The organism is Phocaeicola massiliensis B84634 = Timone 84634 = DSM 17679 = JCM 13223, from assembly GCF_000382445.1.
Lineage (GTDB): Bacteria > Bacteroidota > Bacteroidia > Bacteroidales > Bacteroidaceae > Phocaeicola > Phocaeicola massiliensis.
This window is the reverse complement of record NZ_KB905472.1, coordinates 1553766-1567916: the sequence shown is the minus strand read 5'-3', so window position 1 is coordinate 1567916 and position 14151 is coordinate 1553766. Positions and strand designations below refer to the sequence as shown.

Annotated in this window: 14 protein-coding genes and 1 pseudogene; 12 read left to right on the top strand and 3 right to left on the bottom strand. The window is 39.5% G+C overall.

Going from position 1 to position 14151, the window contains the following annotated elements; genetic code table 11:
- The first annotated feature begins 53 nt into the window (after nucleotides 1-53).
- From HMPREF1534_RS12375 to HMPREF1534_RS12395, 5 genes are all read left to right on the top strand, one after another.
- Entirely contained in the window at nucleotides 54-674 is a 621-nt protein-coding gene (locus tag HMPREF1534_RS12375; protein WP_005938792.1) for an ABC transporter ATP-binding protein, read from the top strand.
- An 11-nt stretch (nucleotides 675-685) separates the two neighbouring features.
- Complete coding sequence (locus tag HMPREF1534_RS12380) at nucleotides 686-1483, top strand: ABC transporter permease (protein ID WP_005938790.1); 798 nt, start codon at nucleotides 686-688, stop codon at nucleotides 1481-1483.
- A 23-nt stretch (nucleotides 1484-1506) separates the two neighbouring features.
- Nucleotides 1507-1782, top strand: a complete 276-nt coding sequence (locus HMPREF1534_RS12385; RefSeq protein ID WP_005938787.1) for a hypothetical protein — start codon at nucleotides 1507-1509, stop codon at nucleotides 1780-1782.
- A 202-nt stretch (nucleotides 1783-1984) separates the two neighbouring features.
- Nucleotides 1985-3076, top strand: a complete 1092-nt coding sequence (locus HMPREF1534_RS12390; protein ID WP_018452756.1) for a Nif3-like dinuclear metal center hexameric protein — start codon at nucleotides 1985-1987, stop codon at nucleotides 3074-3076.
- An 8-nt stretch (nucleotides 3077-3084) separates the two neighbouring features.
- Entirely contained in the window at nucleotides 3085-3876 is a 792-nt protein-coding gene (locus HMPREF1534_RS12395; RefSeq protein ID WP_005938781.1) for a zinc ribbon domain-containing protein, read from the top strand.
- Nucleotides 3877-3979: 103 nt separating this feature from the next.
- On the opposite strand, the gene HMPREF1534_RS12400 is transcribed toward HMPREF1534_RS12395, so the two are convergent.
- Nucleotides 3980-4429, bottom strand: coding sequence for a type I restriction enzyme HsdR N-terminal domain-containing protein (locus HMPREF1534_RS12400; RefSeq protein WP_005938778.1), 450 nt, complete (start codon nucleotides 4427-4429; stop codon nucleotides 3980-3982).
- A 57-nt stretch (nucleotides 4430-4486) separates the two neighbouring features.
- Here HMPREF1534_RS12400 and HMPREF1534_RS12405 point away from each other — a divergent pair, with 57 nt between their 5' ends.
- The 5 genes from HMPREF1534_RS12405 to HMPREF1534_RS12425 all read left to right on the top strand — a co-directional run bounded on the left by HMPREF1534_RS12405 (nucleotide 4487) and on the right by HMPREF1534_RS12425 (nucleotide 9595).
- Nucleotides 4487-5263, top strand: a complete 777-nt coding sequence (locus HMPREF1534_RS12405; protein ID WP_005938774.1) for an AMP nucleosidase — start codon at nucleotides 4487-4489, stop codon at nucleotides 5261-5263.
- Nucleotides 5264-5274: 11 nt separating this feature from the next.
- Nucleotides 5275-6291: a DNA polymerase III subunit delta gene (holA, locus tag HMPREF1534_RS12410; RefSeq protein ID WP_005938770.1), complete on the top strand. Its 1017-nt coding sequence runs from the start codon at nucleotides 5275-5277 to the stop codon at nucleotides 6289-6291.
- A 1118-nt stretch (nucleotides 6292-7409) separates the two neighbouring features.
- Complete coding sequence (locus tag HMPREF1534_RS12415) at nucleotides 7410-7823, top strand: helix-turn-helix domain-containing protein (RefSeq protein ID WP_005938768.1); 414 nt, start codon at nucleotides 7410-7412, stop codon at nucleotides 7821-7823.
- Nucleotides 7824-7916: 93 nt separating this feature from the next.
- Entirely contained in the window at nucleotides 7917-8696 is a 780-nt protein-coding gene (locus HMPREF1534_RS12420) for a dihydroorotate dehydrogenase electron transfer subunit (protein WP_005938766.1), read from the top strand.
- Nucleotides 8684-9595 (top strand): dihydroorotate dehydrogenase, encoded by a 912-nt coding sequence (locus HMPREF1534_RS12425; RefSeq protein WP_005938763.1) that lies wholly within the window; start codon nucleotides 8684-8686, stop codon nucleotides 9593-9595. Before HMPREF1534_RS12420 ends, HMPREF1534_RS12425 begins: the two co-directional genes overlap by 13 nt.
- A gap of 365 nt (nucleotides 9596-9960) precedes the next feature.
- Here the strand turns inward: HMPREF1534_RS12425 and trmD are convergent, their stop codons facing one another.
- Nucleotides 9961-10635: a tRNA (guanosine(37)-N1)-methyltransferase TrmD gene (trmD, locus tag HMPREF1534_RS12430; protein ID WP_005938757.1), complete on the bottom strand. Its 675-nt coding sequence runs from the start codon at nucleotides 10633-10635 to the stop codon at nucleotides 9961-9963.
- 99 nt (nucleotides 10636-10734) lie between these two features.
- On the opposite strand from trmD, the gene ligA reads away from it, so the two are divergent.
- Both ligA and dapA read left to right on the top strand, forming a co-directional pair.
- A complete protein-coding gene (gene ligA, locus HMPREF1534_RS12435; protein ID WP_005938754.1) occupies nucleotides 10735-12732 on the top strand; it encodes an NAD-dependent DNA ligase LigA in 1998 nt (665 codons plus the stop codon).
- Between the two features lie 101 nt (nucleotides 12733-12833).
- The gene (gene dapA / locus HMPREF1534_RS12440; protein ID WP_018452758.1) at nucleotides 12834-13727 is read left to right on the top strand and encodes a 4-hydroxy-tetrahydrodipicolinate synthase; all 894 of its coding nucleotides are present in this window, start codon (nucleotides 12834-12836) and stop codon (nucleotides 13725-13727) included.
- Between the two features lie 295 nt (nucleotides 13728-14022).
- On the opposite strand, the pseudogene HMPREF1534_RS21225 reads toward dapA, so the two are convergent.
- Nucleotides 14023-14151 (bottom strand): annotated as a pseudogene (locus tag HMPREF1534_RS21225) (ISAon1 family transposase); the annotation flags it as partial.

Genomic DNA, 14151 nt, shown 5'->3' with positions numbered 1-14151 from the left:
AAAATAAGGAAGGTCGGCAGCAGTGAATGCTCCCGACCTTTATTCTTTGAGAAATGATTGAAATAAAAAATATATCTATCAACTTTGGTGACTTGTTACTTTTCAGGCATCTCAACTTGCATGTAAATCGGGGTGAGAGTGTTTGTGTTTGCGGTGACTCGGGTAGTGGAAAGACTTCGTTATTGAAGGCTGTCTTAGGATTTGTGCCTATAAGTGAAGGAGTTATCAAAGTAGATGGGGTAGAGATGACCCCTCGAAATGCCGATTTTGTCCGTCGGAAAATAGCATGGATTCCACAAGAGCTTGCCTTGCCGTCTGAATGGGTAAGTGATATGGTGCGTATGCCTTTTGAGTTGAAAGCCAATCGGGAAACAGGCTTTAGCATGGAACGCTTGTTGGATAATTTTGCCTTGTTGGGTTTGGAAGAAGAGCTTTATCACAAGCGTGTGCACGAGGTGTCGGGTGGACAGAGACAACGGATTATGCTGGCGGTTACCGAGGTACTCAATAAATCGATATTGATAGTGGATGAACCTACTTCGGCGCTTGATCCCAGCTCTTGCGACCGCGTGATAGATTTTTTTAGAAGTCTGTGCGGTAAGGGTATGACTGTTCTGGCAGTTTCTCACGACAAGCAGTTTGCTGCCGGTTGCAACCATATATTTAATTTATAAAACGTGTACGGATGGGAACGATAGATATAGATTACACCAGTTTGGGAGTAGGATTACTGCTTTTACTGATACCTGTTTACTTCTTGTGGCGTTTCAAAACGGGATTACTGAAACCTATTCTAATTGGTGCCGTACGAATGATCATTCAGTTGTTTTTTATCGGTGTCTATCTCCGCTTTCTGTTTGAGTGGAATAATCCTTTTATTAATTTCTTATGGGTAATTATTATGGTGGGCGTTGCAGCTGAAACAGCTGTTACCCGTACTCGTTTGAAGCGTCATATTTTAATGATTCCCGTTTCCGTGGGTTTTCTGGTGACAGTGGTGTTGGTAGGACTTTATTTCCTAGGCTTCGTGCTTAGACTAGATAACATTTTCAGTGCTCAATATTTCATCCCGATATTTGGTATTATCATGGGTAATATGTTGGGAGTGAATGTGATTGGTCTCAATACTTACTATGCCGGTTTGAAGCGTGAGCAACAACTTTATTATTACTTGTTGGGTAACGGTGCCACTCGTAGCGAGGCCACTGCTCCTTTTATTCGTCAGGCTTTAATAAAAGCCTTCAGTCCCGGTATAGCTAACATGGCTGTAACGGGGTTAGTGGCACTTCCCGGGACTATGATTGGACAGATATTAGGTGGCAGTTCGCCTCATGTAGCAATTAAATATCAGATAATGATAGTAGTGATAACTGTTGCTTCTTCCATGCTCTCATTGATGATTACCATTATGCTGGCTTCCCGAAAATCTTTTGATTCTTATGGTCGCCTGTTGCAAGTGCATAAAGAGGGAAAACGTAAATAGAGTATTTGACAAATATCATCTTAATGACAGACAAAGAACAAATATGGCGTAGAATAGCTGAAATGGAGACTCCCGGTTTTTTTATTACCGCAGATATCATGTGTGAAGGAAGTTCGGAACTGGATGGACTGGAAGTGTTTATCAAAGGGAAGATAACACAAATACAGCAAGGGATTACAGGGCGGAAATTTACTTTTCAGGAAGGGGAGTGGCGTCTTTATCTCACCTTTTTTCCTACCAATTGCGTTGTAGATGAACGTTATGCTCTAAAGAATAAGTTTATCAAACAAAGAAAATAATCTTGTACACCTTATTGGCTTTATTGTCCTATTAAACTTGTTTTGAAGATTTCTATTATTACTGTTGCCTTTTTGGTGGAGTTACTTTATGTAGGAAATAACCTTCATAGTAGTCTACAAGATATAAAAGTAGAAAATCTTTCTGATTATTTTCGTTTCATCAAGAAAAAATGTATCTTTGCATTCAAATTTTCTCGAAGAAATGAAAATTAAAGAAGTAATAGGTGCCCTTGAAAGGTTCGCGCCTCTGCCTTTGCAAGACGGTTTTGATAATGCCGGACTGCAAATCGGACTGACAGAAGCGGAAGCAACAGGGGCTTTGTTGTGTTTAGACGTTACTGAAGCCGTTGTAGATGAAGCGGTCACGTTAGGATACAATCTTATTGTGTCACATCATCCGCTTATTTTCAAAGGATATAAATCTATTACGGGGCGAGATTATGTGGAACGTTGTATCCTGAAAGCTATCAGGAACGATATTGCTATTTATTCGGCTCATACCAATTTGGATAATGCGCCGGGTGGGGTGAACTTCAAAATTGCGGAGAAAATCGGTTTGGAGAATATTCGTATACTTGAGCCGAAACAGGAATGTCTGCTGAAATTGGTTACTTTTGTTCCTCGCGCACAAGCTGATGAGGTAAGAAATGCATTGGCGGAGGCAGGATGTGGATGCATAGGTAATTATGATTCATGCAGTTATAATGTGGAAGGTGAGGGGATGTTCCGTGCTTTGAAGGGGGCAAGTCCATTTTGTGGAGAGGTAGGCGAATTGCATAAAGAGTCCGAAATACGCATCGAAACAATTCTGCCTGATTTCAAAAAGGCGACTGTTGTAAAAGCTTTGCTGGGTGCTCATCCTTATGAGGAACCTGCGTTTGATTTCTATCCGTTGAAAAACGATTGGGCTCAGGTAGGAGCCGGAGTTATAGGAGAGTTGAAGAAGCCTGAAACAGAGTTGGAGTTTCTGAAAAACATCAAGAAAACTTTTGAAGTGGGGTGTGTGAAGCATACCCGTTTATCAGGACGTTTGATTCAGACTGTGGCTTTGTGTGGTGGTGCAGGTGCGTTTTTGTTGCCTCGTGCGGTTGGTAAAGCAGATGTTTTTATTACCGGTGAAGTGAAGTATCATGACTATTTTAATTATGAGAATGATATTTTGATAGCTGAAATAGGACATTATGAGAGTGAACAATATACAAAAGAAATATTTTATTCAATCATACGGGAAATGTTTCCGGCACTGGAAGTCCAGATGACGCGGGTAAACACCAATCCCATTAAATATTTGTAAGAAAAACTATGGCTAGAGAAGCAAAGAAAGACCCGAGTGAATTGACGGTAGAAGAGAAATTGAAAGCTTTATACCAGTTACAGACCATGGTGTCCGAAATCGATAAGATTAAGACGCTGAGAGGTGAACTTCCTCTTGAAGTACAAGACCTTGAAGATGAAGTAGCAGGTTTGAGTACCCGTATCGAAAAGATTAAAGCTGAAATAGAAGAGCTGAGATCAAATATTGCCACAAAGAAGATTGAGATTGAAGCGGCTAAGAATTCTGTAGAGAAATATAAATCTCAGCAAGACAATGTACGCAATAATCGTGAATATGATGTGCTGACAAAAGAAATTGAATTCCAGTCATTGGAAATTGAACTCTGCGAAAAGCGTATTAAAGAATATACAGCTACCGAAAAGGCCAAGAATGAGGAAATCGCACAAAGCAATGAAGCTTTGGAAGAAAGAAAGAAAGACTTGGATGCGAAAAAGGCTGAACTGGAAGAAATTGTTTCTGAAACAAAACAGGAGGAAGAAAAGCTTCGTGAAAAGGCTAAAGTGTTGGAAACTACTATAGAACCTCGTTTATTGCAGGCGTTTAAACGTATCCGTAAGAACTCTCGTAATGGTTTGGGTATTGTTTATGTACAACGCGATGCATGTGGCGGTTGTTTTAACAAGATTCCGCCTCAGAAGCAATTGGATATTCGTATGCGTAAGAAAATTATCGTTTGCGAATATTGTGGTCGTATCATGATTGACCCTGAATTGGCCGGTGTAGTATCGGAACAGCATTTAGAGTCTGTCAAGAAATAAGTTATTTATTATTTATATCGAACGGATTGCATAGAACTTACTGTCACTGATGTGGCGGTAATGTTTTATGCAATCCGTATTTTATATATCGATCTTCCCCCGGCTACAGTTGGGAGTAAGATGGAATTTCGGGCAAGAAGACGTAACTTTGCGTGTTATAGTCGATTTGGCAGCAATAGTGACTCAGACCGTTACTCACAATGAGATATTTCACTTTCAATACCATGTTATAGCGTGTTATCTGGTCGAATACCGCTTGTGTTATTTCTACATGGGGGGCTTTGTACTCCACTATCAACTTTGCACTCAAATTCTTATCGTAAAGGACAGTGTCGCAACGCTTCTTTGTTCCGTTCAAGTTTAATTGTATCTCATTGGCAAGAAGTCCTTTAGGATAACCTTTATAATCCGTCAGAAAATGAACAAAATGTTGTCTTACCCATTCTTCCGGGGTAAGGGCGACATATCTTTTTCGGAGCGTATCGAAAATAACATTTTTTCCGTTGCGCTGTACTATTTTAGCTTCGTAGGATGGTAAGTTTAATGATAACATTTAGTAAATTTGCAATAAGTATAATTCGGTATAACCGGTACAAAAATACAAAAGATTATGAAAACAAAAGAGGAAATTGTAGCAAACTGGCTTCCTCGCTACACAAAAAGAAGCCTGGAAGATTTCGGAGAGTATATACTTCTGACCAATTTCAATAAATATGTGGAGTTGTTTGCCGAGAAATTCGGTGTTCCGGTGTTGGGGCGTGATGCCAATATGATATCTGCCAGTGCGGAGGGGATGACTATCATTAATTTTGGAATGGGTAGCCCTAATGCGGCTATTATCATGGATTTGCTAGGGGCAATTCAGCCTAAAGCATGCCTTTTTCTTGGAAAGTGTGGAGGGATAGATAAAAAAAATAAGTTGGGAGATCTGATTCTGCCAATAGCTGCCATCCGTGGAGAAGGAACTTCTAATGACTATTATCCGCCTGAAGTTCCTGCATTGCCGGCATTTATGTTGCAACGTGCTGTTTCGTCTGCTATTCGCGACCATGCTCGTGACTATTGGACGGGGACTGTATATACTACTAATCGTCGCATTTGGGAGCATGATGAAGAGTTTAAAAAGTATCTTCTTAAGACTCGTGCCATGTGTGTGGATATGGAGACGGCTACTTTGTTTACTACCGGCTTTTATAATCATATTCCTACCGGCGCATTACTTTTAGTATCAGATCAACCGATGATTCCGGAAGGGGTGAAAACCGACAAGAGCGACAACATTGTAACGCAACAGTTTGTGAAGGAGCATGTAGAGATTGGCATTGCTTCCATGCGTATGATCATTGATGAAAAGAAGACGGTTAAACACTTGAAATTTGACTGGTAATTTTACTTATTATGGCAAAAGAAACCACTTACGAAGAAATAGCCCGTGACTTGAAAAATCGTATTTATAAGCCGGTGTATTATCTTATGGGAGAAGAGTCTTATTATATAGACAGAATCTCTGAGTATATTGCCCAAACAGTGTTAAATGAAAATGAAAAGGAATTTAACCAAACGATTCTATATGGTGCTGATACGGACATAGCTACCATTATCAATGCCGCCAAGCGTTATCCTATGATGTCTAAATATCAGGTTGTCATAGTAAAGGAAGCACAAGGTGTCAAAAATATAGATGAGCTGTCTTATTATTTGCAGAAGCCTTTGGAATCTACCATTTTGGTGCTGTGTCATAAGCATGGTGTTCTGGACAGAAGAAAAAAATTGGCAGCTGAGATAGAGAAAGTGGGTGTGCTTTTTGAATCAAAGAAGATAAAGGATGCTCAATTGGCTGGCTTTATCACTTCTTATTTAAAGCGTAAATCTATCGAGATTGAGCCGAAAGCATCCGAAATGATGGCTGAGTTTGTCGGTACGGATTTGAGTAGAATGGCAGGAGAATTGGAAAAACTTATTATTACTCTTCCTAAAGGGCAAAAACGAATCACACCGGAGCAAATAGAGCAGAATATAGGCATAAGCAAGGATTATAATAACTATGAGCTTAGAAATGCTCTGATTATAAAGGATGTATTTAAAGCAAATCAGATAATAAAATATTTTGAGGAGAATCCTAAGACTAATCCTCTGCAGATGACATTGTCTGTGTTATTTAATTTCTTCTCTAATTTAATGCTGGCATATTATGCTCCCGAGAAGTCGGAACAAGGTATTGCTGCTCAGTTGGGACTGAAATCTCCTTGGCAATCTAAGGACTATCTGGCTGCTATGAGGAAATATAGCGGAGTAAAGGTGATGCAGATAATTGGTGAAATTCGTTACTGCGATGCCAAGTCGAAAGGGGTGGGAAATTCTTCTTTGGGAGATGGGGAGTTACTCCGGGAACTTGTTTATAAAATTCTTCATTAGGTAGAGTTGTCGGTGGAAGAAAAGAAGTCCCGATGTTCTTTGTGATGGGAGAGCATCGGGACTTCTTTATAGTATTTCTTTTCTTGCTAACTGCCTTTGTCGCATATTGATATTATTTTACATATTTATTATCTTGTTTCTTCTTTGTGCTTATTGGGGTTATCCTGATAGGTATCTTCTCTTACAAATTTCTAGATTGTTCTTTTTGTTGATACTGAAAATTAAGTTTATCTTATTTATAATTAGGTAGTTATATGGAATTTTGCTTCTTGAGAATCGTGTATTTGCTGAGAAGCGGGTGCTTGTTCGTGAAAATGAAAGTATTTCTCTATTTTTAAGTTTGGCGAGTTGCAAATTATATCACATAAAAAGCGTTTGTCAAGAGAGGGAGACAAACTAATTAAATCCTGATACAGATATTACAGAACCTGATCAATATACATATTATGCATATGCACGTGTAACCCTATGCGTATATATGTGTAGGTAAAATGTCTGTTGGTACGAGGGCTTGCGGAATCAGATGAAGAGGTGTGCCTCTCTTCTTCAGGAGGTAAAATTCATGATTGGCGAATTTTTATATTTTCAACAGTAAATATATGATTGTAAACAGCAGTAGATATAGATAACTTTGTAAATTACCATATTTACAAACTGATATTTTATAGTTGTAAATGGAGATATGTTCTCTTGTAAAGCACAAGGTTATAAATGTGTATGTATATTTATTTAAGCTTATATGTTAGCTGATATTTTGCTGAAAACCAATAAATTATTACCTGTTCATAAAGCAGTTAATAAAGAATATGTAAAAAGGTTGCTTTTTTCGATATTTTCATTTGTATATTGCGTGTATATCTAATTTATAATACTCATATAATGAGTGTTTTATACCTATATAATTAAAGTTAAGATTATCGCTATTTTAGGGCGGTTTACGCTTGTAAACACAGCGTTATTTAAATATGTAAATTTAATAAATACAAGTATAAACTATACATTTATATATTGTAAATTTGCAAATCCGAATTATAAGAATTACTTTTGTATCTATATAATCTGACTTATTACTTTTGTAAATGAAGGAAAGAATAGCTCAAATCGTCCAAAAAGAAGGTATGACTGCTGCGCAATTTGCAGATAAGATAGGAATTTCGCCTTCTTCTCTCTCTCATATCCTGAGTGGTAGGAATAATCCGAGCCTGGAGGTAGTCATGAAAATACACAAGGCTTGTGATTACATTAGTTTGGATTGGCTTCTCTATGGTGAAGGAGAAATGGAGACCGATGTGGACTCGGATAATAATGGTAGTTTTCCCGGACCATTGTTTGACGAGAATTCATTATTTGCGTCCAATGGGACGAATGTGCCAGAATATCGCAAGGAAATTGAGGTTAAAGCCTCTACTATTCCCCCTAAAGAGATTGTGCGTGAGGAGATTAAGTACATAGAAAAACCTGCCAGAAAAATCACTGAAATAAGAATTTTCTTCGATAATGGTACTTATGAAACCTTTCGCCCGGAAAAATAGCTTGCATTTTACTAAAATGCCCTCCCACAGATAACTAATTGGGTAAATTCGTGTATCTTTGCATTGAAAAACGAATTTACCCAATTTTATTTCATGAAAAAATATATTTTAGACCTTGTGGTTACACAGAACATTAAATTGCATGCCAATTATGTTCTGATTAAAATGACTCAGGCTAACCCGTTACCCGAAATGTTGCCGGGTCAGTTTGCTGAGATACGGATTGACGGCTCTAATACTACTTTTCTGCGCCGTCCGATTTCCATTAACTATGTGGATAAGAAAACAAACGAAGTATGGTTCCTGGTACAGTTGGTTGGTGACGGTACACGTAAATTGGCAACTGTAAAGCAGGGTGACATCGTTAATGTAGTAATGCCTTTAGGCAACGGATTTACTATACCCAAGGATGTTACGGCATTCAAGCCTTTGCTGGTGGGTGGTGGTGTAGGTACTGCTCCTATGCTTATGTTAGGGGTAGAACTTGCAAAGGCCGGCTGTAAGCCAACCTTTCTGTTGGGTGCACGTTCCTCTAAGGATCTGTTGCAATTAAAAGAATTTGAGAAGCTGGGTGAGGTTTATACCACCACTGAAGACGGCAGTATGGGTGAACAAGGTTATGTGACCGGACATAGTCTGTTGAACAACAATAGCTTTAACATGATATATACTTGTGGTCCGAAGCCTATGATGGTATCAGTTGCCAAATATGCCAAAGCCAATGGTATCGAATGCGAGGTGTCATTGGAGAACATGATGGCGTGTGGCGTGGGTGCATGTTTATGTTGTGTGGAAAACACGGACGAAGGTCACCTGTGTGTTTGTAAAGATGGTCCTGTATTTAATATAAAGAAACTATTATGGCAGATTTAAGCGTAAATATTGGCAGTTTGATGATGTCCAATCCTGTTATGACGGCATCAGGTACATTTGGCTACGGAAAAGAGTTTGAGGACTTTGTAGATTTAGAAAAGATTGGCGGTATCATTGTAAAGGGTACTACTCTTCACCATCGTGAAGGAAATCCTTATCCGCGTATGGCAGAAACCCCCATGGGAATGCTCAATGCTGTAGGATTACAAAATAAGGGCGTAAATTACTTTGTGGAGCACATATATCCACAGATAAAGGATATCAATACCAATATGATTGTAAACGTCTCAGGTTCGGCTGTAGAAGACTATGCCAAGACAGCAGAAATTATCAATGAGCTTGATAAGATTCCGGCCATCGAATTGAACATTTCCTGTCCTAATGTAAAGCAGGGAGGTATGGCTTTCGGTGTTTCTGCCAAAGGCTGTTCGAAGGTGGTGAAAGCTGTTCGTGAGGTGTATAAAAAAACGTTGATTGTAAAGTTATCGCCTAACGTGACAGATATCACTGAGATTGCACGGGCTGCCGAAGCATCGGGTGCCGATAGTGTCTCTTTGATAAATACATTGTTGGGTATGGCAATCGACGCAGAGAAACGTCGTCCTGTTCTTTCGACCATTACGGGCGGCATGAGTGGCGCGGCAGTAAAACCGATTGCTCTGCGTATGGTTTGGCAAGTAGCTAAAGCGGTAAATATTCCTGTCATAGGATTAGGTGGCATCATGGATTGGAAAGATGCGGTAGAGTTTATGCTTGCAGGTGCTACCGCCATACAGATTGGTACGGCAAACTTTATAGACCCTGCTGTTACTGTCAAAGTATCAGAAGGTATTAATGACTATTTAGAGCGTCATGGGTATACATCTGTAAAAGATATCATAGGTGCATTAGAAGTGTAATAGTTTTACCTTTATATAAGTTGACCCCGCAAGGATGTTTTGAGGTATTACTCTTTATCCTTGCGGGGCTTTTTGTTCTTGTTGCCCGATGAACTTTGGCTTCTAAATAAGTTGCACCTGCAACTTTATGCAAGGGTATCAAATGATAACTTTAAATGTTTTTTCCCGATGAAATGGTTCGTTTTTATAAAAATGAAGGTTTAGAATATGCAGAAAAAGCTTTATTGCGGGTGGGAAGACTACATCTATACTTTGATGAACTTGAAGAGCTGAAGTAGAACTTTAAGTAGGTGTGTTCCTAAAAGCAAGGAGGTGCAGAGGGTAATGGATACCGTCTGCACCTCCTTGCTTTTTATATTTATTTTTTATTTTAGCAAATCCGGTCTTAAACGTTGAGTTCGCTCTAAAGACTGCTGAAGTTCCCATTCTTTTATTTTTGCCTCGTGCCCCGATAAGAGTATATCAGGAACAGCCCATCCATTGTACTCGGCCGGGCGTGTATAGACAGGAGCAGCTAATAAATTATCTTGGAAAGAATCAGACAAAGCAGATTGCTCATCAGAAATTACTCCGGGGATAATACGAACTACCGCATCGGCAATAACAGCCGCTGCAAGTTCACCTCCTGTCAAAACATAGTCACCAATGCTAATTTCTTTCGTAATGAAATGTTCACGGATTCGGTAGTCTATTCCCTTAAAATGCCCGCATAGAATGATTAAGTTTTTGGCAAGCGAGAGAGAGTTTGCCATTGGTTGATTGAATTGTTCTCCATCGGGACTTGTAAAAATTACTTCATCGTATTCACGCTCTGCTTTCAGGGCGGAAATACATCGGTCTATCGGCTCAATTTTCATCACCATACCGGCAAATCCTCCAAAGGGATAATCGTCTACTTTGCGATAACGGTCGAAAGCATAATCACGCAAATTATGTATATGAATTTCTGCGATTCCTTTCTTTTGTGCCCGGCTCATAATGGAGCAGTTGAAGAAACCTTCCAGCATCTCGGGCAATACAGTTATGATATCTATTCTCATTTTCTATATATTTTTTGCAAAAGTACTAAAATCCTCTCTGCCTAACGGTGTTTTTCATTCAAAAAATAGCTATTTTTGCAGGAAACTATCTTTTATAGTATGACTGAAATAGAAAGAATAGATCAATTGCGCGAGGAACTTCATCGCCATAACTATAATTATTATGTGCTGAATGCTCCCGAAATCAGCGATCAGGAATTTGACTTTCTGATGCGTGAGCTGCAAGACTTAGAAGCAAAGCATCCCGAACATCGGGATGAAAATTCGCCTACCATGCGTGTGGGGAGTGATATTAATAAGAACTTTACTCAAGTGGTACACAAATATCCTATGCTTTCGCTTGCCAATACTTATTCGGAATCGGAAGTTTCGGATTTTTATGACCGTGTGAAGAAATCTTTGAATGAAGAGTTTGAAATTTGCTGTGAGATGAAATATGACGGAACTTCCATTTCCCTTACTTATGAGAATGGGAAATTGAGTCGTGCCGTTACTCGCGGTGACGGTGTGCAAGGAGACGATGTGACGGATAATGTGAAAACCATCCGTAGTATTCCGCTTGTTTTGCATGGTGAAGGTTATCCGTCCGAATTTGAAATTCGTGGAGAAATTCTGATGCCTTGGGAAGTGTTTGAAGAACTGAATCGTGAGCGCGAAGCTCGCGAGGAACCGCTTTTTGCCAATCCGCGCAATGCTGCTTCGGGAACGCTGAAACTGCAGAACTCTGCTATCGTGGCTTCTCGCAAGTTGGATGCTTACCTATATTATTTATTAGGTGAAAACTTGCCTTATGACGGCCATTACGAAAATTTGAAAGAAGTAGAAAAATGGGGCTTTAAGATATCTGATGTTACACGCAAGTGTAAAACATTGGAAGAGGTATTTGAGTTTATCAGATATTGGGATACCGAGCGTAAAAATCTTCCGGTTGCTACGGATGGTATTGTACTGAAAGTCAATTCTCTGCGTCAACAGCGTAATCTTGGTTATACAGCCAAGTCTCCCCGTTGGGCTATTGCCTATAAGTTTCAGGCAGAACGGGCATGTACCCGCTTGAACAAAGTGACTTATCAAGTAGGGCGTACGGGAGCCGTTACTCCGGTTGCCAATCTTGACCCTGTGCAACTGGCGGGAACAGTGGTAAAACGCGCCTCTCTCCATAATGCAGATATTATTGAAGGACTCGATCTTCACATTGGCGATATGGTATATGTAGAGAAAGGCGGTGAAATTATTCCGAAGATTGTTGGTGTAGACAAAGATGCCCGTATAATGATTGGCGATAAAGTGAGATTCATTACTGACTGCCCTGAGTGTGGAAGCAAATTGGTACGTTATAAAGGTGAAGCTGCTTATTATTGTACCAATGACACGGCCTGTCCTCCCCAGATAAAAGGAAAAATAGAACATTTTATCAGTCGCCGGGCGATGAATATCGAAGGTCTCGGTCCTGAGACCGTAGACCAGTTTTATCAAGAAGGACTTATTCACGATATAGCTGATTTGTACAAACTGAAAGCATCTGATATTATTAATTTGGAACGCATGGGAGAAAAGTCGGCCGAGAATATTATCTCAGGTATCGAGCAATCAAAGAATGTGCCGTTTGAAAGAGTTCTTTTTGCGCTGGGCATCCGTTTTGTGGGTGAAACCACAGCAAAAACTTTGGTCAAAGCGTTTAAATCTATCGATGCTTTAATACATGCCGGCCTCGACGATTTGATCCATGTCGATGAAATCGGTGAAAAGATAGCTCAAAGTATTATTTTGTACTTTGCAGATGCCAAAAATCGGGATATCGTTGAGCGTCTTCGAGTTGCCGGGGTGACAATGGAGGCTGATGAACAAGATACTGCTGACCGTACTGAGAAGTTGGCGGGAAAATCGATTGTTATCAGCGGGGTATTTACCTATCATTCGCGTGACGAATATAAAGCATTCATCGAAAAACATGGTGGAAAGAACGTAGGAAGCATTTCCTCGAAAACCAGTTTTATTTTAGCCGGAGATAACATGGGTCCCAGTAAATTGGAAAAAGCGCAGAAGTTAGGTATTGCCATGGTGAGCGAAGAAGAGTTTCTAGAGATGATTAAGTGACTTTTTAGTATGTATAATTTAAAAATTATATGATTTTTATCGCTAAAAAAGAAAATATTCGTACTTTTGTGAGCTATTGAATAAGAGTTTATTATTTATTTATGATACAAACAAGATTAAAAGGAATGGGAGTGGCACTGATTACTCCTTTCAAAGAAGATGATAGCGTTGATTATGAAGCGTTACTCCGTTTGGTAGATTACCAGCTACAGAACGGAACAGACTTTTTGTGTGTGTTGGGAACTACCGCCGAAACCCCGACTTTGACTAAAGAAGAAAAGGATAAGATAAAACATTTGGTGGTAGAAAGAGTGAACGGACGAATTCCCATTTTATTGGGAATCAGTAGCAACTGCACCCGCACTGTTGTCGAATCGCTGAAAAATGATGATTTCACCGGTGTAGACGCTGTTCTTGTAGCTGTACCATATTATAATAAACCCTCTCAGGAAGGTATCTATCAGCACTATAAGGCGATTGCTGAAGCTACCGACCTTCCGGTAGTGCTTTATAATGTTCCCGGACGTACCGGTGTAAATATGACGGCCGAAACAACTTTACGTTTGGCACGCGATTTTAATAATATCATTGCTATTAAGGAGGCTTCTGGAAATATTACTCAAATGGATGACATCATCAAGAACAAGCCGGCTAATTTTGATGTGATTTCGGGTGATGACGGAATAACTTTTCCTTTGATTACATTAGGAGCAGTAGGAGTTATTTCTGTAATCGGCAATGCTTTTCCGCGTGAATTTAGTCGTATGACACGATTGGCTCTTCAGGGAGATTTTGCAAATGCATTGACTATCCATCATAAATTTACAGAATTGTTCAGCTTGCTGTTTGTGGATGGCAATCCTGCCGGAGTGAAAGCTATGCTGAATGTTATGGGGTTGATTGAGAATAAGCTTCGTCTGCCTTTGGTTCCTACTCGAATCACTACTTTTGAGAAGATGCGTGCTATATTGGATGAATTGAAAATCAAATGCTGATAAAGAAAAGCACGATAGATACTGTCTATATAGAAATTGAACGTTGAAAATCTTATAGATTTACACATAATAATTTCCCTCTTTGGTCTTGCCTGTGATGAATTAAGGTCCAAAGAGGGAAATTTTATGTGGTGATGACTTGCAAATGGGTCACTTATTATTCTTGGGGATTTAAATATCATATCACAAACAAAGGGAAGAATAAGCCGTTCCCCGGGGTCGGCCAAGGTCTTTTGAACGGAAGATTATTGGCTCAGTTGTAATTCTTGGGGGATTAACATTTGTTAATTTCCCTTTATGCATACACCTTTGCTAATCTATACAGAAAAAACCTCTTATCTACTACTCCACGAAATGAAGCCCTAAATGCTTTAATTTTTGCATTAAAAGCTTCCGCAGCAGCATTTGTGCTTCTGTTCACAAA

Coding starts and splice junctions, on each gene's coding strand:
- HMPREF1534_RS12375 (WP_005938792.1), top strand. CDS start 54: ATGATTGAAATAAAAAATATATCTATCAACTTTGGTGACTTGTTACTT.
- HMPREF1534_RS12380 (WP_005938790.1), top strand. CDS start 686: ATGGGAACGATAGATATAGATTACACCAGTTTGGGAGTAGGATTACTG.
- HMPREF1534_RS12385 (WP_005938787.1), top strand. CDS start 1,507: ATGACAGACAAAGAACAAATATGGCGTAGAATAGCTGAAATGGAGACT.
- HMPREF1534_RS12390 (WP_018452756.1), top strand. CDS start 1,985: ATGAAAATTAAAGAAGTAATAGGTGCCCTTGAAAGGTTCGCGCCTCTG.
- HMPREF1534_RS12395 (WP_005938781.1), top strand. CDS start 3,085: ATGGCTAGAGAAGCAAAGAAAGACCCGAGTGAATTGACGGTAGAAGAG.
- HMPREF1534_RS12400 (WP_005938778.1), bottom strand. CDS start 4,429: ATGTTATCATTAAACTTACCATCCTACGAAGCTAAAATAGTACAGCGC.
- HMPREF1534_RS12405 (WP_005938774.1), top strand. CDS start 4,487: ATGAAAACAAAAGAGGAAATTGTAGCAAACTGGCTTCCTCGCTACACA.
- holA (WP_005938770.1), top strand. CDS start 5,275: ATGGCAAAAGAAACCACTTACGAAGAAATAGCCCGTGACTTGAAAAAT.
- HMPREF1534_RS12415 (WP_005938768.1), top strand. CDS start 7,410: ATGACTGCTGCGCAATTTGCAGATAAGATAGGAATTTCGCCTTCTTCT.
- HMPREF1534_RS12420 (WP_005938766.1), top strand. CDS start 7,917: ATGAAAAAATATATTTTAGACCTTGTGGTTACACAGAACATTAAATTG.
- HMPREF1534_RS12425 (WP_005938763.1), top strand. CDS start 8,684: ATGGCAGATTTAAGCGTAAATATTGGCAGTTTGATGATGTCCAATCCT.
- trmD (WP_005938757.1), bottom strand. CDS start 10,635: ATGAGAATAGATATCATAACTGTATTGCCCGAGATGCTGGAAGGTTTC.
- ligA (WP_005938754.1), top strand. CDS start 10,735: ATGACTGAAATAGAAAGAATAGATCAATTGCGCGAGGAACTTCATCGC.
- dapA (WP_018452758.1), top strand. CDS start 12,834: ATGATACAAACAAGATTAAAAGGAATGGGAGTGGCACTGATTACTCCT.